Consider the following 24,415-nt stretch of genomic DNA (forward strand, 5'->3'; position numbering starts at 1 on the left):
TACGTGACCGTCATCGAAGAAACATCCGTGCCCTCGCCCCGCGACGGCGACGGCTCCCCGTTGCTCGAAGTGCGTGACCTGCACGTCGAGTTCCACACCCGCGAGGGCCTGGCCAAGGCCGTCAACGGCGTCAACTACAGCGTCAGCGCGGGCGAGACGCTCGCCGTGCTCGGCGAGTCCGGCTCCGGCAAGTCCGTGACGGCGCAGGCCATCATGGGCATCCTCGACATGCCCCCGGCGCGGATCCCGAAGGGCGAGATCCTCTTCCGCGGCCAGGACATGCTGACCATGTCGGGCGAGGAGCGCCGCAAGATCCGCGGACAGAAGATCGCCATGATCTTCCAGGACGCGCTCAGCTCGCTGAACCCGGTGCTCAGCGTCGGCTACCAGCTCGGCGAGATGTTCCGCGTCCACCAGGGCCTGTCCAAGAAGGACGCCAAGGCCAAGGCGATCGAGCTGATGGACCGGGTGAAGATCCCGGCCGCCGCGGCGCGGGTGGGCGACTACCCGCACCAGTTCTCCGGCGGTATGCGCCAGCGCATCATGATCGCCATGGCGCTGGCCCTGGAGCCGGACCTGATCATCGCCGACGAGCCGACGACGGCCCTCGACGTGACCGTGCAGGCCCAGGTCATGGATCTGCTCGCCGAGTTGCAGCGCGAGTACAACATGGGCCTGATCCTGATCACCCACGACCTCGGTGTGGTCGCCGACGTCGCGGACAAGATCGCCGTGATGTACGCGGGCCGGATCGTGGAGCGTGCCCCGGTGCACGAGCTGTACAAGCGCCCCGCGCACCCGTACACGCGGGGTCTGCTGGACTCGATCCCGCGCCTGGACCAGAAGGGCCAGGAGCTCTACGCGATCAAGGGTCTGCCGCCCAACCTGCTGCGCATTCCGTCCGGTTGCGCCTTCAACCCGCGCTGCCCCAAGGCGACGGACCTGTGCCGTACGGAGATCCCGGACCTCAAGCCGGTCACCGAGCAGGACGGCACCGAACTGGTCGGCCGCGGTTCGGCCTGCCACTTCTGGAAGGAGACGATCCATGGCTGAGATCGGCAAGAACGACGAGCCGCAGGACGCCACGCCGAACGTCTCCGAGGTGGAGACCGTGGCCGCCGACACCGAGTCGGAGTCGGTCGCGGCCATCGAGGCCCCGGTCGAACGCGGTGAGCCGATTCTCCAGGTGCGCAACCTGGTGAAGCACTTCCCGCTCACCCAGGGAATCCTGTTCAAGCGGCAGATCGGCGCCGTCAAGGCCGTCGACGGCATCTCCTTCGACCTGTACCAGGGCGAGACCCTGGGCATCGTGGGCGAGTCCGGCTGCGGCAAGTCCACCGTCGCCAAGCTCCTGATGAACCTGGAGAAGGCGACCGCCGGCGAGATCTTCTACAAGGGCCAGGACATCACCAAGCTGTCCGGCCGCGCGCTGAAGGCGGTCCGCCGGAACATCCAGATGGTGTTCCAGGACCCGTACACCTCGCTCAACCCGCGGATGACGGTCGGCGACATCATCGGGGAGCCCTTCGACATCCACCCCGAGGTGGCCCCGAAGGGGGACCGGCGCAAGCGGGTCCAGGACCTGCTGGACGTCGTGGGCCTGAACCCGGAGTACATCAACCGCTACCCGCACCAGTTCTCGGGCGGCCAGCGCCAACGCATCGGCATCGCGAGGGGGTTGGCGCTCAACCCGGAGATCATCATCTGCGACGAGCCGGTGTCGGCCCTTGACGTATCGGTCCAGGCGCAGGTCATCAACCTGATGGAGCGCTTGCAGGACGAGTTCAACCTCTCCTACATCTTCATCGCGCACGACCTGTCGATCGTCCGGCACATCTCGGACCGGGTCGGGGTGATGTACCTCGGGAAAATGGCCGAGATCGGCACGGACGAGCAGATCTACGACCACCCGACGCACCCCTACACCCAGGCGCTGCTCTCCGCGGTCCCCGTCCCGGACCCGGACGCCCGCGACCACCGCGACCGGATCATCCTGACCGGCGACGTCCCGTCCCCGGCCAACCCACCCTCCGGCTGCCGCTTCCGCACCCGCTGCTGGAAGGCGCAGGACAAGTGCGCCGAGGAGGTCCCCCTCCTCGCCGTCCCCGAGCGGTTCCGCACCGAGGACACCCCGGCCGCCCACGAGTCGGCCTGCCACTTCGCGGAGGAGAAGGACGTCGTCCACGCGGCGTGACGAACCTCCACACAGGTTCCCGGCACCTCATCCAGGGTGCCGGGAACCGGCATTTCCACGGGAGAGCCGGATGCTCCATCACATCGAGCTGTGGGTACCCGAGCTGCCGCGCGCGGTACGCGAGTGGGGCTGGCTGCTCGGCAGGCTCGGCTATCACCCGTACCAGGAGTGGGAGCACGGTCGCAGCTGGCGGCACGGGGCGACGTATCTCGTCGTCGAGCAGTCGTCGGCCATGACCGACGGCGCACACGACCGGATGCGTCCGGGGCTCAACCACCTCGCGTTCCACGCCGGAAGCCATGAGCAGGTCGACGCGCTCGCGGCCGAAGCTCCCGCCCACGGCTGGACGCCGCTCTTCGCGGACCGCTACCCGTTTGCGGGCGGTCCGGAGCACTACGCGGCCTACCTCGCCAATACGGACGGGTTCGAGGTCGAGCTGGTGGCCGTCACGTAGCGACCCGCGCCCGCGCCCAATGGCACGCCACCTGTGCCCCGCCACCCCCGTCGAGGATCTCCAGGTCCTGTGTCCGGCACGCGTCCGCGACGCCCGCTGCCTCTGCCTCGCCGCCGGCCAGGATCTGGCAGCGGGCGTGGAAGCGGCAGCCGGAGGGGATGCGGGAGGGGTCGGGGGGTTCGCCGGTGAGGACCACCGGGGTGCCGGGGGACTCGGGGACGACGGACAGCAGGGCCTGGGTGTACGGGTGTTGGGGTGCCGTCAGGACGTCCTCGACCGCGCCCGTCTCCACGATCCGGCCCAGGTACATCACCGCGACCCGGTCGGCGATGTTCCACGCCAGGCCGAGGTCGTGGGTCACCACCAGCGCCGCCAAGCCCAGTTCGTCGCGGAGCCGTAGCAGCAGGGCGAGGATCTCGCCGCGTACGGAGGCGTCGAGGGAGGCCACCGGCTCGTCCGCGATGATCAGTTCGGGGTTAAGGACCAGCGCTCCGGCGATCACCACGCGCTGCCGCTGGCCGCCGGACAATTCGTGCGGGTAGCGCAGGAAGAAGCGCTCGGGTGGGCGCAGTCCGGCCCGGGAGAGGGCCTGCGTCACCGCCTCCCGCTCGTCACCGTCGTAGCCGTGGATCCGCAGGCCCTCCGCCACCGCGTCGTACACGGTGTGCCGTGGGTTCAGCGAGCCGGACGGGTCCTGGAGCACCAACTGCACGCGCCGGCGGTAGGACTTGAGCGCCCGGCAGGTGTACGACAGCGGCTCCCCGGCGAATCCGACGCGCCCCGCCGTCGGCGTCACCAGCCCGAGCAGCGCCCGCGCCAGCGTCGTCTTGCCGCACCCCGACTCGCCGACCAGCGCCACGATCTCCCCGGCCCGGATGTCGAGGTCGACACCGTCCACGGCCCGCGCGGAAGCGGCGCCGTGGCGGCCGGGGAAGGTGACGTGCAGCCCTTGGGCGGTGAGCAGGGGCGGGGATGTCGTCATGAGGCGCTCCTCGGGTCTCCGGTCGCCGTCGCCGACCCTTTCGTCTCCGCAGCCGACCCGGCGGTCGGGCCACCGGCGTCCCCCTTCGTGGAGGCACCTCCGCCGACCGTCGCGGGCCCTCCGGAACTCGGTGGCCCCACATGCACACACGCCGCCCTCCGCCCCGGCCCCGCTTCCCGCAGCACCTGGTCCTCCGACGCGCACTCCGTCAGCGCCACCCCGCACCGGGGATGGAACGCACACCCGGAGGGGAGGTCCGAGGGGTCCGGCGGGTCGCCCGCCAGGCCGCGTGGCGCGAACCGCGACGACGGGTCGCCGATGCGGGGGAACGCGGAGGACAGGGCCTCGGCGTACGGGTGGCGCGCGTTCTCGTAGACCTCCTGGGCCGGTCCCTCCTCGACGACGCGGCCCGCGTACATCACGGCGAGCCGGTCGCAGGTGTCGGCGAGGACGGCCAGGTCGTGGCTGATCATGATGAGGCCGAGGTCCTGCTCGGCGACGAGGCCCTCGATGAGCCGCAGGATCTGCGCCTGGATCATCACGTCGAGGGCGGTGGTCGGCTCGTCGGCGACGACCAGCTGGGGGTCGCAGGCCAGGGCCATGGCGATCATCACGCGCTGTCGTTGGCCACCGGAGAGTTCGTGCGGGTACGCCCTCGCCCGGGCCGCCGGAAGGCCCACGTGCTCCAGCAGCTCACCCGTCCTCTTCCGCGCCGCCGCCGCGGTACCGCCGCCGTGCAGCAGGATCGGCTCGGCGATCTGGTCGCCGATGCGGTGGACGGCGTTGAGGGAGTGCATCGCCCCCTGGAAGACGATCGAGGCGCCCGCCCAGCGCACGGCCCGCACGCGCCCCCACTTCATGGTGAGCACGTCCTCGCCGTCCAGCAGTACCGATCCGCCGATCCTGGTCCCGGCCGGCAGAAGCCTCAGCAGCGCCAGCGCCAGCGTCGACTTCCCGCACCCGGACTCGCCCGCGATGCCGACCTTCTGCCCGGCGTCCACCGTCAGGTCGACGCCCCGCACCGCGGCGGCCCCGCCGGGGTAGGTCACCTCCAGGTTCCGGACCTCCAAAAGCGTCAACGGGACACCCCCAGCCTCGGGTTGAGCACGGTCTCCACCGCGCGCCCGCACAGCGTGAACGCCAGCGCGACCACGGCGATCGCGATGCCCGGCGGCACCAGGTACCACCAGTCGCCGGAGCTGACCGCGCCGGCCTCGCGGGCCTCCTGGAGCATGCCGCCCCAGGACACCACCGTCGGATCGCCCAGGCCCAGGAAGGCGAGGGTGGCCTCGGCGAGGATGGAAGTGGAGATCATCAAGGTCGTCTGGGCCAGGATCAGCGGCATGACGTTCGGCAGGACGTGCCTCGACATGATGTGCCAGTGCCCGCCGCCGAGCGCCTTCGCGCGTTCGATGTACGGCCGCGATTCGACGGCCAGCGTCTGCGCCCGCACCAGCCTCGCCGTCGTCGGCCAGATCGTCACGCCGATCGCCAGCACGACCGTACCGAGCGACCGGGACATCACCGTGGCCAGCGCGATCGCCAGCACCAGCGTCGGCATCACCAGGAACCAGTCCGTGATCCGCATGACCACGGTGGCGTACGGTCCGCGGAAGTGCCCGGCCGTGATGCCGACCAGCCCGCCGATCAGCACCGACAGCACCGCCGCCAGCAGGCCCACCAGCAGTGAGACCCGCGAGCCCCAGACCAGCAGGCCGAGCAGATCGCGCCCGAACCGGTCGGTGCCCAGCGGGAATTCGGCGCTCGGGCTCTCCATCGGGTTGCCCGGCGCGTCGGTCACGCTCGCGACGTCGGAGCCGACCGTCAGCGGCGCGGTCAGCGCGACCAGCACGAAGAGGGCGAGGGCGGCCATGCCCACCAGACCCGCGCGGTGCGTGCGGTACTGCTTCCAGAAGCGGGCGGCGGAGTCCCGGCGCCGCTGCCAGGCAAGCGTCGTAGCCGTCGTCATCGGCCCACCCTCGGGTCGAGCAGCGGATAGATCAGGTCGGCCAGCGTGTTCATCACGATTACCGCCGCCGCGAAGACGAAGAACAGGCCCTGGACCAGGGGGAGATCGGGCACGCTCAGCGCCTGGTAGAAGAGCCCGCCCAGGCCCGGCCACGAGAACACGGTCTCCACCAGGATCACGCCGGCGACCGTCCGGCCCAGGTTCACGAAGATCAGCGTCACCGTCGGCAGCATCGCGTTGGGCACGGCATGCCGCCGTCGGACCAGGTCGTCCCGGAGGCCCTTGGCGCGCGCGGTCGTCAGATAGTCGCTGCCCATCTCGTCCAGCAGCGCCGAGCGGGTGACGAGCAGCGTCTGGCCGTACTCGACCGCGACCAGGGTGATCACCGGCAGTACGAGATGGTGGGCGACGTCGATGACGTACGCGAAGCCCTCCTCGTTCCCCGACTCCATGCCGCCGGTCGGGAACAGGCCCGGGATCGGGCCGATGCCCACCGCGAACACGATGATGAGCAGCAGGCCGAGCCAGAAGGACGGGATGGAGTACAACGCGAGCGCCAGGCCCGTGTTCAGGCGGTCGCCGAGCCCGCCGTGCCGCCAGGCAGAGCGCGTGCCGAGGACGATTCCCAGCACCGTGTAGAGGACGAATGCCGTACCGGTGAGGATCAGCGTGTTCGGCAGCGCCTCGGTGATCTTGTCGATGACAGGGGCCCGGAACTGGTACGACGTGCCCAGGTCGCCCGTGAGCGCCTTGCCGCAGTAGTCGACGAACTGCTCCCACATCGGCAGGTTGAGGCCGAACTCGCGGCGGTAGGCGGCCAGTTGCTCGTTGGACACCTGACGGCCGCCGGTCATGTACTTCACCGGGTCGCCGGGGATCAGCCGGAACAGGAAGAAGCTGGTGACCAGGACGGCGAAGAGCGAGACCGCGGCGCCGCCGACCTTGCCCGCCCCGTAGCGGAGATACCCCGTGCCCGGGCGCTCGGTCTTCTTCGGCGCCGCCGCGGCTGCCGTGTCAGTGGCCATGGACGCTACTCACGGTCGTCGGCGGTGGCGCGCCGCCGCAGCCCGAAGAAGACGCCCGCAGCCACGAGGACCACGGCTCCGGCCGCGATGCCCACGACCACGCCCGTCGAGCTCGACGAGTCGTCGGAACCGGACGCGGCCGGCACCGCCGACCACCAGCTCCAGTAGCCGTCCTGACCGAAGATGTTGCCCGCCTTCTGAGGCATGGTGGTGATCGACTCGATCTGGTCCGTGCGGTACGCCTCGACCGCGTTCGGGTACGCCATGACGTTCATGTACCCGAGGTCGTACAGCCGCGACTCCATCTGCTTGACGATGTCGGCCCGTTTGGGGGGGTCGTACTCGGCGAGCTGCTGGGCGTAGAGCTTGTCGTAGGTCTTGTCGCAGATGAAGTTGTCGGTCGCGCCCACGTCGTCCGGGGTGGCGGGCAGGGCGCCGCAGGTGTGGATCGACAGCACGAAGTCCGGGTCGGGGTTGACGGACCAGCCGTCGAAGGCGAGGTCGTACTCGCCGGCGAGCCAGGGGTCGCTCACGTTGTCCAGGCAGTCGAGCGTGATGCCGATGCCGAGGTCGGCCCACCACTCCTGGAGGTACTGGCCGACGGCTTTGTCCTCGGGGTCGGTGGCGTGGCACAGGACGCGGTAGTTGATCGGCTTGCCGTCCTTGCCGACCCGCTTGCCGTCGCCGTTCTTCTTGTAGCCCGCCTGGTCGAGGAGCTGAGCCGCCTTCGCGGGGTCGTAGCCGATCTCCTGGTCGGCCGACGGCTTCCAGGAGTACGTCGAGAAGCGCGGCGGGATGTAGCCCTCGCCCATCACGGCGTGGCCCTGGAAGACCTTGTCGATGATGGTCGTACGGTCGACCGCCATGAACAGCGCGTGCCGTACCCGCTGGTCCAGCAGGGAGGGGTCGCCGTTGCCGAACTTCTCGCCGTTCGCGGCGCGGGCGCCCGGGTTGGTGGCGAGGGCGTAGAAGCGGCGGCCGGGCGCGTCGTTGACCTTGATGTTCTGCTGGCCCTTGAGTGCGGATGCCTGAGCGGGCGTCAGGTCGCTGACGAAGGACACCTCGCCCTTCTGCAGGGCCGCGACGGCCGCGTCACCGTCCTTGTAGTACTTGAACAGCAGCTCGTCGAACTTCGGGGCGCCGCGCCAGAAGTTCTTGTTGGGCTCCAGGCGTACATAGCTGTCGGCCTTGTAGCCGGTGAGCACGTACGGGCCGTTGCCGACGACGGGGAAGTCCTTGTCGTTGTTGAACTTGGAGAAGTCCTTGACCTTCTCCCAGATGTGCTTGGGCACGATCGGCACGTCGAGGGCGGCCATCGTGGCCTGCGGCTTGTTCAGCTCTATGACGAGCTGGGTGGGGCTGGTGGCCGTCACCTTCTTGAAGTTGGAGACGAAGCTGCCGTTGGCGGTCGCGGCATTCTCGTCGGTCATCATCTTGTTGAACGTCCAGGCCGCATCCTCGGCGGTGACCGGCTTGCCGTCGGACCACTTGGTGCCGGAGCGGATCGTGTACGTCCAGGTGAGCTTGTCCGCGGACGGCGTCCACTTCGTGGCGAGACCCGGGATCGCGTGGGCGTCCTTGGGGTCGTAGTTGGTGAGGTACTCGTACATCAGCCGGTGGATGCTGGTGCTGACCAGACGGCTCGCCAGGAAGGGGCTCAGCGAGTCCACGCTCTGCGAGACGGCGACCGTGAGGACCTTCTTGTCGTCCGCGGCGGTGGCGGGCCGGGGGACCAGGACCGCCGTCATCGTCGTCATCGTGAGGAGCGCGGCGACCATCAGGGGAATGCGGGTCCGGAGTCTGACGTATCTCTTCAGCTGCATGGAACCTGACCTCGCGTCATCGCTCGCACCGGCGGACAGTTTTCCGGTGTCTATCAGCGCCGCTCCGGGGCCGTCAATGGCGCCTGCACCCCTGGTGGCCTGCGGAAATAACAAGTTGATACGACTGGAACCCTCAGAGGTCCAGACCGGTGAAGCCTCCCTGGTGAGGGGCTGACGGCCTGTTCGGGCCGGTCCGCACCCGGACGGGTGGCGCCGAGGTGCGAGTGATCCATTCCGGGCCGATATTGGCCGATAACGAACGGATCTTCACTCGGACCCGCACCGGGAGGCACTCCATGCGCAGAGCCACGCACGCCAAATGGGCCGCATGCGCGGCGGCGGCAGCGCTCGCGGCGACGGCCTGCGGGGGTGAGGACAGCGGCGGCGGCAGCGACACCGGCGCGGTGCTCTCCTCCTCCTGGGGCGACCCGCAGAACCCGCTGGAGCCCGCCAACACCAACGAGGTGCAGGGCGGCAAGGTCCTCGACATGATCTTCCGGGGACTGAAGCGCTACGACCCCGAGACCGGCGAGGCGAACGACATGCTCGCCGAGAAGATCGAGACCACCGACTCGCAGAACTTCACCATCACCATCAAGGACGGCTGGACCTTCAGCAACGGCGAGAAGGTCACCGCGAAGTCCTTCGTCGACGCCTGGAACTACGGCGCCAGCCTGAAGAACAACCAGAAGAACGCGTACTTCTTCGGCTATATCGAGGGCTACGACAAGACGCACCCGGAGGACGGCAGCAAGCAGTCCGCGGACACCCTCTCCGGCCTGAAGGTCGTCGACGACAAGACCTTCACCGTCAAGCTCAGCCAGAAGTTCTCGACCTTCCCCGACACCCTCGGCTACCCCGCCTACGCCCCGCTCCCGCAGGCATTCTTCGACGACCACGCCGCCTGGCTGAGCAAGCCCGTCGGCAACGGCCCGTACACCATCGACTCGTACACCAAGGGCTCGCAGATGTCGCTGCGCGCCTGGGACGCCTACCCCGGTGCGGACAAGGCGCAGAACGGCGGCGTCGACCTCAAGGTCTACACCGACAACAACACCGCCTACACCGACCTGATGGCCGGCAACCTCGACCTCGTCGACGATGTCCCCGCCGCGCAGCTGAAGAACGTCAAGGCCGACCTCGGCGACCGCTACCTCAACACGCCCGCCGGCATCATCCAGACCCTCGCCTTCCCGTTCTACGACAAGAACTGGAACAAGCCCGGGATGGAGAAGGTCCGTACGGGCCTGTCCCGGGCCATCGACCGGGACCAGATCACCGACACCATCTTCCAGAAGACCCGCACACCGGCCACCGACTGGACCTCCCCGGTCCTCGGCGAGGACGGCGGCTTCAAGGAAGGCCTGTGCGGCGACGCCTGCGAGTACGACGCCGCGGAGGCGAAGAAGCTCATCGAGGAGGGCGGCGGGCTTCCCGGCGGGCAGGTCAAGATCACGTACAACGCGGACACCGGCTCGCACAAGCAGTGGGTCGACGCCGTCTGCAACTCCATCAACAACGCTCTCGGCAACGACCGGGCCTGCGTCGGCAACCCGGTCGGCACCTTCGCCGACTTCCGCAGCCAGATCACCGACCTGAAGATGAGCGGCCCGTTCCGGGCGGGCTGGCAGATGGACTACCCGCTCATCCAGAACTTCCTCCAGCCGCTCTACTACACCAACGCCTCCTCCAACGACGGCAAGTGGTCCAACAAGGAGTTCGACAAGCTCGTCGACCAGGCCAACGCCGAGACCGACACCGCCAAGGCCGTCGGACTCTTCCAGGACGCCGAGGAAGTCCTACGGGACAACATGGCCGCCATTCCGCTCTGGTACCAGAACGGCAGCGCCGGCTTCTCCGAGCGGCTGTCGGACGTGAAGCTCAATCCGTTCAGCGTCCCCGTCTACAACGAGATCAAGGTCAGCTGACCCGCCGTGGGACGGTACGTCGCCCGGCGGCTGCTCCAGATGATCCCGGTCTTCATCGGGGCCACGCTGCTGATCTTCCTGATGGTGAACGTGATGGGCGACCCCATCGCGGGCCTGTGCGGCGACCGGCAGTGCGACCCGGCGACAGCGGCCCAGTTGCGGAAGGAGTTCGGTCTCGATAAGCCGGTCGTGCAGCAGTACCTGACGTACATGGGCAACGTCTTCACCGGCGACTTCGGCACCGCGTTCAACGGCCAGCCCGTCACCGAGCTGATGGCGTCGGCGTTCCCGGTGACCATCCGCCTGACGGTCGTCGCCATCCTCTTCGAGATCGTCATCGGCATCACCCTGGGCGTGGTGACGGGCCTGCGCCGCGGCCGCCCGATCGACACGTCCGTCCTCCTGGTCACCCTCGTCGTGATCTCCGTCCCCACCTTCGTCACCGGTCTGCTGCTCCAACTGCTCCTCGGCGTCGAGTGGGGCTGGATCAAGCCGTCGGTCTCCACGGACGCGACTTTCGGCGAGCTGATCGTGCCCGGCCTGGTCCTCGCCTCGGTCTCCCTCGCGTACGTCACCCGCCTGACCCGCACCTCCATCGCGGAGAACAAGCGGTCCGACTACGTCCGTACGGCGATCGCCAAGGGCCTGCCCCGGCGCCGGGTGATCACGAAACACCTGCTGCGCAACTCGCTCATCCCCGTCGTCACCTTCATCGGCACCGACATCGGCGCGCTGATGGGCGGCGCGATCGTCACCGAGCGGATCTTCAACATCCACGGCGTCGGCTACCAGCTCTACCAGGGCATCCTCCGCCAGAACACCCAGACCGTCGTCGGCTTCGTGACCGTCCTCGTCCTGGTCTTCCTGGTGGCCAACCTGCTCGTGGACCTCCTGTACGCCGTACTCGACCCGAGGATCCGCTATGCCTGAACCGAAGGAGCCTCAGGGCGCCATCGCCGGCACCGGAATGGGAGGCGCGATGGACCTGGCGGCCAGCGAGGCGGAGACCCTGGAGAAGACGCCGGGCGGCCCGCAAGGTACGGGCCCTCAGGGCAAACCCCGCTCCCTCTGGTCCGACGCCTGGCGCGACCTGCGCGGCAACCCCGTCTTCATCATCGCCGGGCTGGTCATCCTGTTCCTGGTCGTCATCTCGCTCTGGCCGTCGGCCATCGCCTCCGGCAACCCCCTCAAGTGCGACCTCGCCAAGGCCCAGGAGGGCTCCCAGCCCGGCCATCCCTTCGGCTACGACGGTCAGGGCTGCGACGTCTACACGCGCACGGTGTACGGCGCCCGGAACTCGGTCTCGGTCGGGGTGTGCGCCACGCTCGGCGTAGCGATCCTCGGCAGCGTGCTGGGCGGGCTGGCCGGGTTCTTCGGCGGGGTCTGGGACTCGATCCTCTCCCGCATCACCGACATCTTCTTCGCGATCCCGGTCGTGCTCGGCGGTCTGGTGCTGCTGTCGGTGGTCACCAGCAGCACCATCTGGCCGGTCATCGGGTTCATGGTGCTGCTCGGCTGGCCGCAGATCTCCCGCATCGCCCGCGGCTCCGTCATCACCGCCAAGCAGAACGACTACGTCCAGGCGGCCCGTGCCTTGGGTGCCTCCAACTCCCGCCTGCTCCTACGCCACATCACGCCCAACGCAGTGGCACCGGTCATCGTCGTCGCGACCATCGCGCTCGGCACGTACATCGCGCTGGAGGCGACCCTGTCGTACCTGGGCGTAGGCCTGAAGCCGCCCACGGTCAGCTGGGGCATCGACATCTCCGCCGCGTCCCCGTACATCCGCAACGCCCCGCACGCCCTCCTGTGGCCCTCCGGCGCCCTCGCCCTCACCGTCCTCGCGTTCATCATGCTCGGCGACGCGGTACGCGACGCCCTCGACCCCAAGCTGAGGTGACGGCGCATGTTGCTCGAAGTGCGGGATCTGCACGTGGAGTTCAGGACTCGAGACGGGATTGCCAAGGCCGTCAATGGGGTCAGCTACGAAGTCGATGCCGGCGAGACACTCGCCGTGCTCGGGGAGTCCGGGTCCGGGAAGTCCGTGACCGCGCAGACGATCATGGGGATCCTCGACATGCCGCCGGGGCGGATCACCGGCGGTGAGGGTCTTTTCCAGGGCACGGATCTGCTCACGCTGAAAGAGGAGGCGCGGCGGAAGGTCCGCGGCGCCGAGATGGCGATGATCTTCCAGGACGCGCTGTCGTCGCTGAACCCCGTGCTCTCCGTGGGCGACCAGCTCGGCGAGATGTTCGTCGTCCACCGGGGCATGTCGCGCAGGGACGCGCGGGCCAAGTCGATCGAGCTGATGGACCGGGTCCGTATCCCGGGGGCCTCCCAGCGCGTCCGCGACTACCCCCACCAGTTCTCCGGCGGCATGCGCCAGCGCATCATGATCGCGATGGCGCTCGCCCTGGAGCCCGCGCTGATCATCGCCGACGAGCCGACGACCGCCCTCGACGTGACCGTCCAGGCCCAGGTCATGGATCTGCTCGCCGAGTTGCAGCGCGAGTACAACATGGGGCTCATCCTGATCACGCACGACCTCGGCGTCGTCGCCGACGTCGCCGACCGCATCGCGGTGATGTACGCGGGCCGGATCGTCGAGTCGGCGCCGGTCCACGACATCTACAAGGCGCCCGCCCACCCGTACACCCGCGGCCTGCTCGACTCCATCCCGCGCCTGGACCAGAAGGGCCAGGAGCTCTACGCCATCAAGGGCCTGCCGCCGAACCTCATGAACATCCCGCCGGGCTGCGCCTTCCACCCCCGCTGCCCAATGGCCCAGGACGTGTGCCGCACCGACGAGCCCCCGCTGTACGAGGTCTCCGAAGACCGGGGCAGCGCCTGCCACTTCTGGAGGGAGTGCCTGCATGGCTGAGCCGATCCTGGAAGTGCGCGGGCTCGTCAAGCACTACCCGCTCACCCAGGGCATCCTCTTCAAGAAGCAGGTCGGCGCCGTCAAAGCCGTGGACGGCGTGGACTTCGAACTCACCCGCGGCGAAACCCTCGGCATCGTCGGCGAGTCCGGCTGCGGCAAGTCGACGGTCGCCAAGATGCTGGTCAACCTGGAGAGACCGACGTCCGGGTCGATCAAGTACAAGGGCGAGGACATCACCAAGCTGTCCGGCAAGGCCCTCAAGACCGTCCGCCGCAACATCCAGATGGTGTTCCAGGACCCGTACACCTCCCTCAACCCGCGCATGACGGTCGGCGACATCATCGGAGAGCCGTACGACATCCACCCCGAGGTGGCCCCGAAGGGCGACCGGCGCAAGCGCGTCCAGGACCTGCTCGACGTCGTAGGCCTGAACCCGGAATACATCAACCGCTACCCGCACCAGTTCTCCGGCGGCCAGCGTCAACGCATCGGCATCGCACGGGGGTTGGCGCTGCGCCCCGAGGTGATCGTCGCCGACGAGCCGGTTTCCGCCCTCGATGTCTCGGTCCAGGCGCAGGTGATCAACCTGATGGAGCGGCTGCAGGACGAGTTCGACCTCTCCTACATCTTCATCGCGCACGACCTGTCGATCGTCCGGCACATCTCGGACCGGGTCGGGGTGATGTACCTCGGGCGGATCGTGGAGACCGGACGGGACGCCGAGATCTACGACCATCCGACGCACCCCTACACCCAGGCGCTGCTCTCCGCGGTGCCCGTCCCGGACCCCGAGGCGCGCGAGCACCGGGAGCGGATCATCCTCGCCGGCGATGTCCCGTCCCCGACGAACATCCCCTCCGGCTGCCGCTTCCGCACCCGCTGCTGGAAGGCACGGGAGCGCTGCGAACTGGAAGTGCCGCCGCTCGCGGTGCCCCCGGAGTTCAGGGCAGGCGGCCCCGCGGCGCACGACTCCGCCTGCCACTTCGCGGAGGAGAAGCAGGTCGTACCGGCCGAGAACACGGAGTAACACAGAGGCAACTCGGACGACCCGTTTCCGATATACGGACGCGCCAATCTCTACAACGTACGGCCGTGCGGGTGCCGTAAACGGGCTGGGACGCGCCATGTCGTCCCAGCCCGTTGCCGTCTAGGCCAACCCCAGCGAGCGCTTCAGGAAGTCCACCTGAAGCAGCAGCAGATTCTCGGCGACCTGTTCCTGCGGGGTCATGTGCGTCACCCCGGACAGCGGCAGCACCTCGTGCGGGCGGCCGGCGGACAGCAGGGCCGAGGAGAGGCGGAGGGCGTGGGCGACGACCACGTTGTCGTCGGCCAGGCCGTGCACGATCATCAGCGGGCGGTGCGGCTCGGCGGGGGAGGACAGACCGTCGTCCGTCACCAGGGAACTCTTCGCGTACGACTCCGGGTGCGTGGCCGGGTCGCCCAGGTACCGCTCCGTGTAGTGCGTGTCGTACAGCCGCCAGTCGGTGACCGGGGCGCCCGCGATGCCCGCGTGGAAGACGTCCGGGCGGCGCAGCACCGCGAGCCCGGCGAGCCAGCCGCCGTAGGACCAGCCGCGGATCGCCACCCGGGTCAGGTCCAGCGGGTGGCTCTTCGCGAGGTCGTGCAATGCCTCGATCTGGTCGTCGAGGGAGACGGTGAGGTCGTGGTGGATGGCCTTCTCCCAGGCGGGGGAGCGGCCGGGGGTGCCGCGGCCGTCGGCGACGACCACCGCGAAACCCTGGTCGGCGAACCACTGCGAGGTGAGGTGCGCGTTGTGCGCGGCGACCACGCGGGGCCCGTGCGGACCGCCGTACGGATCCAGCAAAACCGGAAGAGGGGCATCCCCTCGGTGGTCCTGAGGCAACAGCACGGCGCACGGGATACGCCGTGCGCCCCCTTCGGTGAGGACCATGCGCGGCGACATTCCGGGATCTTCGGCGTACGAGGGGATGATCGCCGCCCTCTTCCCGTCCCGCAGCACCTGCACCTGGGCGCCCGGTTTGTCCGGCACCGCCGACACCAGGACCGTCACGCCCCCGGAGCGCACGGCCGAGTGCACGCCGGGCTCCTGGGAGACGCGCTCCATGCCGAGCTCGTTGACCCGGTAGACGTGCACTTCGCCGGTCTCCGGGGCGGCCGCGTCCTCGCCCGCCGACGCCGAGACCAGCACGTCGTCGTCGGCGACGTCGAGCACGGCGCGCAGGTGCAACTGCGGTCCGGTCAGCGGGCGTTCACCGACCGCGAGGACCCGGGCGCCGCCCTCGTCGGCGATCCGCACGAGCCGTCCGGAGGGGCTCCAGCAGGGCACGCCGGGGAAAAGTTCAAGCCATGTTGGATCTTCGTCCGCGTGCACCATGCGGGTGGCCCCGGTGTCCGGGTCCACGGCCAGGAAGAGCTGGCTGCGCTGGTCCCGGGCCTGGACGAGTAGCAGCGGTGCACCCGCCGCTGACCAGTGCACATGCGCGAGGTAGGGATAGCGCGCCCGGTCCCAGACGACCTCCGTGCGGGTCCCGTCGAGGCCGATCACGAACAGCCGGACCTCCGCGTTGGCGCTGCCCGCCACCGGATACGCGACGTGGTTCGGGTCACGTTCCGGATGGGCCGGGTCGGAGATCCACCAGCGCCGCACCGGCGTGTCGTCCGCGCGGGCGACCAGCAGCCGGTCCGCCTCCGGCGCCCACCAGAAGCCCCGTGACCGGCCCATCTCCTCGGCCGCGATGAACTCGGCCAGTCCGTACGTCACTTGCTCCGACTCCGGCTCCGCGAGCGCCCGGTCACCCTCGCCCTCGGCGCCCACGACCCGCAGGGCGCCCCGGACGACGTAGGCGATATGCCGTCCGTCGGGGGCGGGGCGCGGGTCGATCACCGGTCCTGGGACGGGGAGTTCGCGTGCCGTGCCGGCCCGTAGCTCGGCCGTGAAAAGCCGCCCTGACAACGTAAAAGAGGCCAACTCGACGGCCGTGTCGGTGGCGTAGCCGACGATGCCGGCGCCGGACTCGCGGCTGCGTTCACGGCGTGCGCGTTCCTCGGGCGACAGGTTCTCCGACGTGCCGCCGAGCAGGGCGCGCGGCTCGGCCGCCACGCGCTCCCCGGCGTCCGGCAGGTCCAGCACCCAGAGCGAATTCGCACGGTCTGTACCGGAACCCGAGCGCAGGAACACGACTCGGGAACCGTCGGGCGCCACGGTGAACGAACGCGGCGCGCCGAGCGTGAATCGCTGGGTGCGGGCGTGCCGTCGGGGGAAGGAGTCGGGCTCTGTCGTCATGCCCCGACCATATTGGCCATGCGCCCCCTTGTGCGGCCGTGCGCCGACGGATGCGCATGCGTCGATAGTTATGATCACTGGCGTCGCGTGGGTATGAACCTGCTGGCTGTCGTATGGATTTACAAGGTGCCCTGCTCTGACTGGAGGTGAGCCGCCGTGGCACTCTCGATCTCGGCGGTGGTGCTGCTGGCGATCATCGTCTTCCTGCTGGTCAAGAAATCAGGCCTCAAGGCGGGACACGCGGTCGTCTGCGTGCTGCTGGGCTTCTATCTCGCCTCCTCGACCGTCGCTCCCACCATCGACGAGCTGACGACGAACCTTGCCGGGATGATCAGCAGCATCAAGTTCTGATCCACACCTTTAGGGTGGGTGCCATGACGGACCTGCCCGCTCGACGTCTGCTGCTGGTGCACGCGCACCCGGACGACGAGTCGATCAACAACGGCGCGACCATGGCCAAGTACGCCGCCGAGGGCGCCCAGGTGACCCTGGTCACCTGCACCCTCGGTGAACTCGGCGAGGTCATCCCGCCCGAACTGCGCCACCTGACCGGCACCGCCCTCGGCGAGTACCGGCAGCGCGAGCTCACCGCCGCCATGGCCGAGCTCGGCGTCGCGGACTTCCGTCTCCTCGGCGGCCCCGGCCGCTACCGCGACTCCGGGATGATGGGCCTGGCCGACAACGACGACCCCGCCTGCTTCTGGCAGGCGGACGTCGACGAGGCCGCCGCCCATCTCGTCGAGGTGATCCGCGAGGTACGGCCCCAGGTTCTCGTCACCTACGACAGCAACGGCGGCTACGGGCACCCCGATCACATCCAGGCCCACCGGGTGGCCATGCGCGCCGCCGAGCAGACCGGCCTCGGCATTCGGAAGGTCTACTGGAACCGCGTACCGCGCCCCGTCGCCGAGGCCGCCTTCGCCCGGCTCCAGGACGACCTGCCCGGCCTGCCCTTCGACAAGTCGGCCGCCGTCGACGACGTACCGGGTGTGGTGGACGAGACAGAGGTCACCACCGCGATCGACGGCACCCCGTACGCCGCCGCCAAGGCCGCCGCGATGCGCGCGCACGCCACGCAGATCGACGTGGCCGAGCCCTACTTCGCGCTCTCCAACGAACTCGCGCAGCCCCTCTTCACCACGGAGTACTACCAACTGGTCCAGGGGGAACCCGCCGTTCCGGGAGAGACCGACCTGTTCGCCGGAATCGAGGAGGCGTCATGACCCAGCAGGGCTCCATGCTCGCCCAGCCCATGCACCGCCCGTCCGCCGTGCGGGCCGCCGCCTATCTGGGCCTCTTCGTGCTCGGCGCGGTCGTCGGCGTGGCCGGGGCGCTGGTGCAGTCCGCGTGGATGCCGGGCGGGCTGCTGCTCGCTCTCGCCGGTGAGGCCGGGGCCTGTCTCGGCGGAGCGCTCGCCGCGCGCAGCAGAGGCGGGGCCGTCGCGCCGGCCGGCGGCTGGATGCTCGCCGTCATCCTGCTCACCGCCAGCCGTCCCGAGGGCGACTTCGTGTTCGCCGCGGAAGGCGGCTCCTATCTCTTCCTGCTCGGCGGTATGGCTGTGGCTGTGATCTGCGCCACCCTTGGCCCGGGGCGGCAACCGGGCGGAGGCCCCGCCCGACTTGGGAAATGACGTAACACTTCGCCGTTTCTTGCTCGTGTTGGTCCCGTGTGGGTTTCCGAGGCGGTCGTGGGATACGGGCCGGAAGTGGCCAGTATGGTGGTGGCCGCCGCCGAGCCGCCCGAACTGTGTTGAGGTCGAAACGGGCGGCGGAGCCAACCGGGAGAACCTGCCTTGAGTCGTGAAACTGACAGTCCGTCCTCCGGGCCCAACGGGCGCGGAGCCGCCTACCCCTCGGGCACGCCGCCGTACGGGACCCCCGCGGTCTCCGGCGACGGTCCGGACACGGGCCGCGCGGCCACGCAGCCGGAGGAACGCAAGACCGAGACCACGCTGACGACCCGGGTGCGGATCAACATCCCCGGGTCACGGCCCATTCCGCCGGTCGTCGTGCGCACACCCGTCGCGGACTCCGGCACCGCGGACGACACGGACGCCCCTGCGCCGGGGCCCGGTTCCGCCACGTCCATGGGCGCGGGCACCGTCGAGGCTCCCGCCGAGCCCACGGCGCCCCAGCCGGGTGCCGAGGAGAAGACGAGCGACTGGTTCGCGCCACGCCCGACCTCCAAGGGCAAGGCCGGTCCGAGTGGTCCGAGTGGCCCCTCCTCCAACGGGGGCGCACCGTCCGGTGGTTCGGGCGCGGGCGCTCCCGGTCGTACGGGCGCTCCCGGCGGTCCGCGTCCGGGCGGTGCCGGTACCGGTCGGCCCGGTGGTGTGGTCGGCTCCATGGGCGTGCCGGGCGGATCCCGGCCCGGCTCCACGAACGGCGCCGGGCTGTCCGGCGCCACCGGCGGACCCGTCGCCCCCGGCCACGGCGGCGGCACCGGTTCCTTCGACGTGACCGAGGCGCTGGCGGCCGGGCCGCGGGGCAACGGGGCGCGTCCGGGTTCGGGCGACGGCGAACCGACCCGCGACGACCTGCCGTACTTCTCGGAGAACGAACGCACCGGCCAAGGCGGTTCGGGCGGCTACGGCGCCCAGAACGGTCAGGCCGGCCCCGCGGGTCCCGGCGGGCCGAGCGGCTTCAACGGACCGGGCGGCCGTGGCGGCCCCGGCGGACCCCAGGGCCCCGCGGGCCCGACCGGCGGTCCGGTCACCGGCGACGGCCCGATGGTGCCGCCGATCGGCGTCGGACCGGGCGGTGGCCCGGACGGCTTCGGTGGCGGGCCCAGCAACGGTCCCGACGGCTTCGGTGGTGGTCCCGGCAACGGTCCGGACGGATTCGGTGGAGCGCCGGGCGGCTCGGGGCGTGACTTCGGCGCTCCGGGCGGCCGGGGCGGCGACTTCGGCGGTCCGGGCGACGGGCGCGGCGGTCGAGGCGGCGCGGGCAATGCGTCCGGTGGCTACGGCGGTCCGGGCGGCCCGTCCGGCACTCCGGGCGTGTTCACCGGCCCCGGTGGTCCTGGCGGTCCCGGTGGTCCTGGCGGTCCCGGTGGCCCGGGCGGCCCTGGTTCCGGCGGCCTCGGTGGCCCCGGCGGTCCCGGTACTCCCCCTCACGGCGTCCCCCAGGCCGGCATCGGCGCTCCTGGCTCCGGTCCCGGAGGGCTCGGTCCCGGCGGCGGTCTGAGTGACGACACGGCGATCCTCACTCCGCAGAAGCACGTTCCCGAGCCGGGTGCGCAGGGCTACCCCGCCCCGGACAACGTCTCCGGACACACCGTCACCAGCGGCATCCCCGTGGTGCCGCCCGGCGCCGCGAACTCCCCGTTCGCGCCCGGCACGCACCCCGACGGCCCGCTGCCGCACACGCCCCCGAAGCTGCCCGAGCCGGACGAGAAGAAGGCCGCGCCCGCGGCGGCGCCCAAGAAGAAGGGCCGCAACAAGCTGGCCCTGGTCGGCGTCGGCGTGTTCGTCGTCGCCGGTGTCGCCTACGGCGCCGGCCTGCTGATGAACCACTCGGACGTACCCAAGGGCACCTCCGTGCTCGGCGTCGAGATCGGCGGCGGCACGCGCGACGACGCCGTCAAGAAGCTCGACGACGCCTTCGGCGACCGTACGAACCAGGCGCTGAAGCTGTCCGTCGACGGCAAGACCGTGTCGCTCAAGCCGGACCAGGCGGGCCTCCAGTTCGACGAGCAGGCCACCGTCCGCGCGGCCGCGGGGAGCGACTACAACCCGGTCTCCGTCATCGGCTCGCTCTTCGGCAACCACCGCGTCGTCGACCCGGTCATGCCGGTCGACGAGGAGAAGCTGAAGGCCGCCCTGGAGGACGCCGCGGGCGGCGCCGGCTCGGTGACCGAGGGCACGATCAAGTTCGAGTCCGGCAAGGCCGTCCCCGTCTACGGCAAGGCGGGCAAGGGCATCGCCGTCGGCCAGTCGACCGACGCGGTCGAGGAGGCGTACCGCGACCAGGTGGAGACGGGCAAGGCCACTCCGGTCGAGCTGCCGACCACGACCCAGCAGCCGACGGTTTCGAACGCCGAGGTCGACCGGGTGATGAAGGAGTTCGCGGAGCCCGCGATGTCCCAGATCGTCACCATCACGGGCGGCAGGCAGCCCATCGACTTCGGCCCCGTGTCGCTGCCGAAGATCCTCGGCTTCAAGGCCGTCGACGGCAAGCTCGTGGAAACGTACGACCTCAAGGCGCTCCAGGAGGCGTACGGAACCACCTTCGACGGCGTGAAGGTTCAGACCGCGAGTGGGGAGCGTGACGTCTCGCCGCAGGTCGTCGTCGCCGCGCTGCGCGAGGCTCTGCGCGGTAAGACGGAGGCGGAGCGCACCGTGGCCATCGAGACCAACGGGAGCTGACCCGCGACGAGTGCCGCCTGACATGACATCCGTCATGCGGCACTCCGGACGGCCGACACTGCCCGCGTCGGCACGCCCGAAGCCACCATGGCCGTATGACTACGACATCCTCGGTGGTCGCATTCGACCAGGTGAGCAAGGTATACGGCACCGTGCGGGCCGTGGACGGACTGAGTCTGACCCTGCGCCCGGGGGAGACCGCGGCGCTGCTGGGGCCCAACGGAGCCGGTAAGTCGACGACGCTCGATCTGCTGCTCGGCCTCAAGCAGCCCGACAGTGGCACGGTCCGGGTGTTCGGGACGGGGCCGCGTGAGGCCATCGTCGCCGGGCGGGTGGGGGCGATGCTGCAGAGCGGCGGGCTGATGGATGAGGTCACGGTCGCGGAGCTGGTACGGCTGGCCTGCGCGCTGCACCCGAGGCCGTACCCGGCGAACGACGTCCTCGCCCGCGCCGGGATCGCGCAGATCGCCGACCGCAAGGTCAACAAGCTCTCCGGTGGCCAGGCCCAGCGCGTCCGCTTCGCCCTCGCGACCGCCGGCGACAGCGACCTGATCGTCCTGGACGAGCCGACCACCGGCATGGACGTCACCACCCGCCAGGCCTTCTGGGCGACCATGCGCGAGCAGGCCGACCAGGGACGGACCGTGCTCTTCGCCACGCACTACCTGGAGGAGGCCGACGCCATCGCCGACCGGGTGCTGGTGCTGCACCGGGGCCGGCTGCTGGCCGACGGCACGGCGGCCGACATCAAGGCGAAGGCGGGAGCACGGAGGATCTCCTTCGACCTCTCCGACGGCTCCCTCGACGAGGCCGCGCTGCGGGCGCTGCCCTTCCTCACGCGTCTCGACGTGTCCGGCCACACCGTCCGCATCCAGTCCGCCGACGCCGACGCCACCGTCCACGCCCTCTACGGCCTCGGCGCCTACCCCCGCAACCTCGAAGTCGCCGGGCTCGGCCTGGAGCAGGCGTTCGTGGCCATCACCGAGGCCGAGGAGGCCCGTACGCGATGAACAGTCTCATCGGGCTCGAACTGACCCGCGCCCTGCGCAACCGCAAGTTCCTGTTCTTCTCCGTGCTGTACCCGTCGGTCCTCTTCCTGCTCATCGCGGGCAGCGCCGACAGCACCACGAAGGTCGACGGGACGGGCCTGACGCTCCCGACGTACATGATGGTCTCCATGGCCTCCTTCGGCGCCCTCACCGCCGTCCTCATGGGCAACAGCGAGCGCATCGCCAAGGAGCGGGAGAGCGGCTGGGTACGGCAGTTGCGGCTGACGCCGTTGCCGGGCCGCGGCTATGTCCTGGCGAAGACGGCGAGCGCGGCCGTGGTGAGTCTGCCGTCGATCGTGATCGTCTTCGTGGTCGCCGCGATCGTGAAGGGTGTACGGCTGGACGCCTGGCAGTGGCTCGCCCTGACCGGCGCGATCTGGGCCGGCAGCCTCGTCTTCGCGGCGCTCGGCGTGGCCATCGGCTATCTCGCGAGCGGGGACGCGGTCCGCCCGATCACGATGATCACGTACTTCGGGCTGTCCATCCTCGGCGGTCTGTGGATGCCGACGACGACCTTCCCGGACTGGCTGCAGGACATCGCCGAGTGGGTGCCCACGCACGCGTACGCTGCCCTGGGGCAGGCGATCGAGCAGAGCCAGGCGCCGCACGCCGAGGACATCGCCGTCCTCGCCGTCTTCTTCGCCCTGTTCACCGGCGGCGCGGCCTGGCTGTACCGGAAGGACACGCTGAAGGCGTGAGCGGCATCGGCATCGGGCAGCGCCCGCAGAACCGCCGGCAGAAGGCCGTCAAGCTGCTGTGGATCGGCATCTGGCTCGCCTACCTGAGCGCGCCCGTCTCCGACCTGCTGCACGGCGGCCACAGCGACGGCGTCCGCGTCCTCGGCTGGATCGGCCTGGTCGCCTTCGTCGCCTGGTACTTCGCCCTGATCTTCCGCACCGGACGCGGCGAGACCAACGGCGTGGTCCTCGCCTCGGTGGCTGTGCTGGCCGCCCAGTCGACGGTCCTCTCCCTCACCCTGGGCCGCGAGTGGCTCGTCCTGTTCGTGTATGTCGCGATCTCGTCCGGCGCGGCCCTCCCCTTCCACCTCGCCCGCTGGACCATCCCGGCCGTGTCCGCGCTGCTGACCGGCGTCGCCCTCGCCGTCCCCGGCGGTACGTCCTACCTGGCGGGACTGCTCTTCCCGGCCCTCCTCGGCGGCTACTCCATGACCGGCATCCGCGAACTCGTCCGTACGACCATCGAGTTGCGCGAGGCCCGCGCCACGGTCGCCCAACTCGCCGCCAACGAGGAACGCCTGCGCCTCGCCCGTGACCTGCACGACCTGCTGGGCCACTCCCTGTCGCTGATCACGCTGAAGAGCGAACTCGCCGGCCGTATGCTCCCCGCCCACCCCGACAAGGCGGCCCAGCAGGTCGCCGACATCGAACACGTCAGCCGCCAGGCCCTGGTCGACGTACGCGAGGCGGTGTCGGGCTACCGCCGCCCCCGCCTCTCCGCTGAACTGGCAGGCGCCCAGGTCGCGTTGGCCACCGCCGGTATCACCGCCGACCTGCCGCCCGCCGACCCAGGCCGCACCGACCTCACCGGCATCCCGGAGGACAGCGAGACCGCCCTCGCCTGGGCCCTGCGCGAGGCGGTCACCAACGTCGTACGGCACAGCGGCGCCCACCGCTGCACGGTGCGACTCCTCCGCCGCCAGACCCTCGACGGTCCGATACTCGAACTCTCCGTGGAAGACGACGGCTCCGGCAGCCCCGGCAGCAGCCCCGGCCACGGCCTCACGGGCCTCACCGAGCGCCTGGAGAAGGCGGGCGGCAGCCTCGAGGCAGGCCACGTCGGCCACGGCTTCCGCCTGATCGCCCGGGCCCCCGCCGGCCGGACCACCGACGTAGGATCCGGCCCATGAGCCGCACGATCAAGGTCCTGCTGGCCGAGGACCAGTCGATGGTCCGCGAGGCACTGGCCGCACTGCTGGGCCTGGAGGACGACATCGACGTCGTCGCCCAAGTGGCGCGAGGCGACGAGGTACTGGCGGCGGCCCGCGCCCACGACATCGACGTGGCCCTCCTGGACATCGAGATGCCGGGCATGACGGGCATCGAGGCGGCGGCCCAGGTCCACCGGGAACTCCCGGCCGTGAAACTCGTCGTCCTCACCACCTTCGGCCGCCCCGGCTACCTCCGCAGCGCCATGGAGTCCGGCGCCGACGCCTTCCTCGTCAAGGACGCCCCGGCAGCCCAGTTGGCGCAGGCGATCCGCAAGGTACTGGCGGGCGAGCGCGTCATCGACCCGACCTTGGCGGCAGCGGCACTGGCGGAGGGCGCGAACCCCCTGACGGACCGCGAGCGAGAGGTGCTACGAGCGGCGGAGGACGGCTCGACGAACGCGGAGCTGGCGGCAGCCATGCACTTGTCGCAGGGCACGGTCCGCAACTACCTGTCGACGGCGATCCAGAAACTGGCGGTACGGAACAGGGCGGAGGCGGCGAGGATCGCGAGGGAGAAAGGCTGGCTCTGAA

22 protein-coding genes are annotated in these 24,415 nt (G+C 70.1%); 16 read left to right on the forward strand and 6 right to left on the reverse strand.

From position 1 onward, the window contains the following. The first annotated feature begins 3 nt into the window (after positions 1-3). The 3 genes from KCH48_RS26145 to KCH48_RS26155 all read left to right on the forward strand — a co-directional run bounded on the left by KCH48_RS26145 (position 4) and on the right by KCH48_RS26155 (position 2,648). A complete protein-coding gene (locus tag KCH48_RS26145; protein ID WP_210577176.1) occupies positions 4-1,053 on the forward strand; it encodes an ABC transporter ATP-binding protein in 1,050 nt (349 codons plus the stop codon). Next, entirely contained in the window at positions 1,046-2,194 is a 1,149-nt protein-coding gene (locus KCH48_RS26150; RefSeq protein WP_210577177.1) for an ABC transporter ATP-binding protein, read from the forward strand. Before KCH48_RS26145 ends, KCH48_RS26150 begins: the two co-directional genes overlap by 8 nt. Before the next feature lie 70 nt (positions 2,195-2,264). Beyond that, positions 2,265-2,648 carry a VOC family protein gene (locus KCH48_RS26155; RefSeq protein WP_210577178.1) on the forward strand — a complete coding sequence of 128 codons (384 nt, stop codon included), beginning with the start codon at positions 2,265-2,267 and terminating at the stop codon, positions 2,646-2,648. On the opposite strand, the gene KCH48_RS26160 is transcribed toward KCH48_RS26155, so the two are convergent. From KCH48_RS26160 to KCH48_RS26180, 5 genes are read right to left on the reverse strand one after another with little or no spacing between them, the layout of a single operon-like run. After that, complete coding sequence (locus KCH48_RS26160; protein ID WP_210577179.1) at positions 2,641-3,630, reverse strand: ABC transporter ATP-binding protein; 990 nt, start codon at positions 3,628-3,630, stop codon at positions 2,641-2,643. The two genes, KCH48_RS26155 and KCH48_RS26160, sit on opposite strands and share 8 nt — an antisense overlap. Then, a complete protein-coding gene (locus KCH48_RS26165; protein ID WP_210577180.1) occupies positions 3,627-4,709 on the reverse strand; it encodes an ABC transporter ATP-binding protein in 1,083 nt (360 codons plus the stop codon). The genes KCH48_RS26160 and KCH48_RS26165 overlap by 4 nt, the downstream gene beginning before the upstream one ends. Then, positions 4,706-5,599 carry an ABC transporter permease gene (locus KCH48_RS26170; protein ID WP_210577181.1) on the reverse strand — a complete coding sequence of 298 codons (894 nt, stop codon included), beginning with the start codon at positions 5,597-5,599 and terminating at the stop codon, positions 4,706-4,708. Before KCH48_RS26170 ends, KCH48_RS26165 begins: the two co-directional genes overlap by 4 nt. Next, complete coding sequence (locus KCH48_RS26175) at positions 5,596-6,624, reverse strand: ABC transporter permease (RefSeq protein WP_210577182.1); 1,029 nt, start codon at positions 6,622-6,624, stop codon at positions 5,596-5,598. The genes KCH48_RS26170 and KCH48_RS26175 overlap by 4 nt, the downstream gene beginning before the upstream one ends. Positions 6,625-6,629: 5 nt before the next feature. Further along, positions 6,630-8,381, reverse strand: coding sequence for an ABC transporter substrate-binding protein (locus KCH48_RS26180; protein ID WP_374104714.1), 1,752 nt, complete (start codon positions 8,379-8,381; stop codon positions 6,630-6,632). 362 nt (positions 8,382-8,743) lie between these two features. On the opposite strand from KCH48_RS26180, the gene KCH48_RS26185 reads away from it, so the two are divergent. Genes KCH48_RS26185 through KCH48_RS26205 form a run of 5 tightly spaced genes read left to right on the forward strand, consistent with a single transcriptional unit; the run spans position 8,744 to position 14,283 of the window. Next, positions 8,744-10,375, forward strand: coding sequence for an ABC transporter substrate-binding protein (locus KCH48_RS26185; RefSeq protein WP_210577184.1), 1,632 nt, complete (start codon positions 8,744-8,746; stop codon positions 10,373-10,375). Positions 10,376-10,381: 6 nt separating this feature from the next. Then, a complete protein-coding gene (locus tag KCH48_RS26190) occupies positions 10,382-11,305 on the forward strand; it encodes an ABC transporter permease (protein ID WP_210577185.1) in 924 nt (307 codons plus the stop codon). Then, the gene (locus KCH48_RS26195) at positions 11,298-12,275 is read left to right on the forward strand and encodes an ABC transporter permease (protein WP_210577186.1); all 978 of its coding nucleotides are present in this window, start codon (positions 11,298-11,300) and stop codon (positions 12,273-12,275) included. The genes KCH48_RS26190 and KCH48_RS26195 overlap by 8 nt, the downstream gene beginning before the upstream one ends. A gap of 6 nt (positions 12,276-12,281) precedes the next feature. Beyond that, positions 12,282-13,256 carry an ABC transporter ATP-binding protein gene (locus KCH48_RS26200; protein ID WP_210577187.1) on the forward strand — a complete coding sequence of 325 codons (975 nt, stop codon included), beginning with the start codon at positions 12,282-12,284 and terminating at the stop codon, positions 13,254-13,256. After that, positions 13,249-14,283, forward strand: coding sequence for an ABC transporter ATP-binding protein (locus tag KCH48_RS26205; RefSeq protein ID WP_210577188.1), 1,035 nt, complete (start codon positions 13,249-13,251; stop codon positions 14,281-14,283). The genes KCH48_RS26200 and KCH48_RS26205 overlap by 8 nt, the downstream gene beginning before the upstream one ends. A 120-nt stretch (positions 14,284-14,403) precedes the next feature. Here the strand turns inward: KCH48_RS26205 and KCH48_RS26210 are convergent, their stop codons facing one another. Next, complete coding sequence (locus KCH48_RS26210; RefSeq protein WP_210577189.1) at positions 14,404-16,521, reverse strand: S9 family peptidase; 2,118 nt, start codon at positions 16,519-16,521, stop codon at positions 14,404-14,406. 156 nt (positions 16,522-16,677) lie between these two features. On the opposite strand from KCH48_RS26210, the gene KCH48_RS26215 reads away from it, so the two are divergent. From KCH48_RS26215 to KCH48_RS26250, 8 genes are all read left to right on the forward strand, one after another. After that, positions 16,678-16,872 carry a hypothetical protein gene (locus KCH48_RS26215; RefSeq protein ID WP_210577190.1) on the forward strand — a complete coding sequence of 65 codons (195 nt, stop codon included), beginning with the start codon at positions 16,678-16,680 and terminating at the stop codon, positions 16,870-16,872. 23 nt (positions 16,873-16,895) lie between these two features. Next, positions 16,896-17,744 (forward strand): N-acetyl-1-D-myo-inositol-2-amino-2-deoxy-alpha-D-glucopyranoside deacetylase, encoded by an 849-nt coding sequence (mshB, locus tag KCH48_RS26220; RefSeq protein WP_210577191.1) that lies wholly within the window; start codon positions 16,896-16,898, stop codon positions 17,742-17,744. Further along, the gene (locus KCH48_RS26225; protein WP_210577192.1) at positions 17,741-18,151 is read left to right on the forward strand and encodes a DUF6113 family protein; all 411 of its coding nucleotides are present in this window, start codon (positions 17,741-17,743) and stop codon (positions 18,149-18,151) included. The genes mshB and KCH48_RS26225 overlap by 4 nt, the downstream gene beginning before the upstream one ends. Before the next feature lie 162 nt (positions 18,152-18,313). Then, positions 18,314-20,887 carry a hypothetical protein gene (locus tag KCH48_RS26230; RefSeq protein ID WP_210577193.1) on the forward strand — a complete coding sequence of 858 codons (2,574 nt, stop codon included), beginning with the start codon at positions 18,314-18,316 and terminating at the stop codon, positions 20,885-20,887. 95 nt (positions 20,888-20,982) lie between these two features. Then, positions 20,983-21,897 carry an ABC transporter ATP-binding protein gene (locus KCH48_RS26235; protein ID WP_210577194.1) on the forward strand — a complete coding sequence of 305 codons (915 nt, stop codon included), beginning with the start codon at positions 20,983-20,985 and terminating at the stop codon, positions 21,895-21,897. After that, complete coding sequence (locus KCH48_RS26240; protein WP_210577195.1) at positions 21,894-22,634, forward strand: ABC transporter permease; 741 nt, start codon at positions 21,894-21,896, stop codon at positions 22,632-22,634. Before KCH48_RS26235 ends, KCH48_RS26240 begins: the two co-directional genes overlap by 4 nt. Continuing rightward, complete coding sequence (locus KCH48_RS26245) at positions 22,631-23,803, forward strand: sensor histidine kinase (protein ID WP_210577196.1); 1,173 nt, start codon at positions 22,631-22,633, stop codon at positions 23,801-23,803. The genes KCH48_RS26240 and KCH48_RS26245 overlap by 4 nt, the downstream gene beginning before the upstream one ends. After that, a complete protein-coding gene (locus KCH48_RS26250; RefSeq protein ID WP_210577197.1) occupies positions 23,800-24,414 on the forward strand; it encodes a response regulator transcription factor in 615 nt (204 codons plus the stop codon). Before KCH48_RS26245 ends, KCH48_RS26250 begins: the two co-directional genes overlap by 4 nt. Position 24,415: the final 1 nt, after the last annotated feature.

This window comes from Streptomyces sp. GESEQ-4 (assembly GCF_017948455.1).
Lineage (GTDB): Bacteria > Actinomycetota > Actinomycetes > Streptomycetales > Streptomycetaceae > Streptomyces.

What these genes read in the sequence shown, in the direction of transcription:
- KCH48_RS26170 (WP_210577181.1), bottom strand. Translation starts at nt 5,599, where the DNA reads ATGACGACGGCTACGACGCTTGCCTGGCAGCGGCGCCGGGACTCCGCC.
- mshB (WP_210577191.1), top strand. Translation starts at nt 16,896, where the DNA reads ATGACGGACCTGCCCGCTCGACGTCTGCTGCTGGTGCACGCGCACCCG.
- KCH48_RS26160 (WP_210577179.1), bottom strand. Translation starts at nt 3,630, where the DNA reads ATGACGACATCCCCGCCCCTGCTCACCGCCCAAGGGCTGCACGTCACC.
- KCH48_RS26210 (WP_210577189.1), bottom strand. Translation starts at nt 16,521, where the DNA reads ATGACGACAGAGCCCGACTCCTTCCCCCGACGGCACGCCCGCACCCAG.
- KCH48_RS26175 (WP_210577182.1), bottom strand. Translation starts at nt 6,624, where the DNA reads ATGGCCACTGACACGGCAGCCGCGGCGGCGCCGAAGAAGACCGAGCGC.
- KCH48_RS26225 (WP_210577192.1), top strand. Translation starts at nt 17,741, where the DNA reads ATGACCCAGCAGGGCTCCATGCTCGCCCAGCCCATGCACCGCCCGTCC.
- KCH48_RS26205 (WP_210577188.1), top strand. Translation starts at nt 13,249, where the DNA reads ATGGCTGAGCCGATCCTGGAAGTGCGCGGGCTCGTCAAGCACTACCCG.
- KCH48_RS26195 (WP_210577186.1), top strand. Translation starts at nt 11,298, where the DNA reads ATGCCTGAACCGAAGGAGCCTCAGGGCGCCATCGCCGGCACCGGAATG.
- KCH48_RS26155 (WP_210577178.1), top strand. Translation starts at nt 2,265, where the DNA reads ATGCTCCATCACATCGAGCTGTGGGTACCCGAGCTGCCGCGCGCGGTA.
- KCH48_RS26240 (WP_210577195.1), top strand. Translation starts at nt 21,894, where the DNA reads ATGAACAGTCTCATCGGGCTCGAACTGACCCGCGCCCTGCGCAACCGC.
- KCH48_RS26185 (WP_210577184.1), top strand. Translation starts at nt 8,744, where the DNA reads ATGCGCAGAGCCACGCACGCCAAATGGGCCGCATGCGCGGCGGCGGCA.
- KCH48_RS26150 (WP_210577177.1), top strand. Translation starts at nt 1,046, where the DNA reads ATGGCTGAGATCGGCAAGAACGACGAGCCGCAGGACGCCACGCCGAAC.
- KCH48_RS26180 (WP_374104714.1), bottom strand. Translation starts at nt 8,381, where the DNA reads ATGACGACGATGACGGCGGTCCTGGTCCCCCGGCCCGCCACCGCCGCG.
- KCH48_RS26200 (WP_210577187.1), top strand. Translation starts at nt 12,282, where the DNA reads ATGTTGCTCGAAGTGCGGGATCTGCACGTGGAGTTCAGGACTCGAGAC.
- KCH48_RS26235 (WP_210577194.1), top strand. Translation starts at nt 20,983, where the DNA reads ATGACTACGACATCCTCGGTGGTCGCATTCGACCAGGTGAGCAAGGTA.
- KCH48_RS26250 (WP_210577197.1), top strand. Translation starts at nt 23,800, where the DNA reads ATGAGCCGCACGATCAAGGTCCTGCTGGCCGAGGACCAGTCGATGGTC.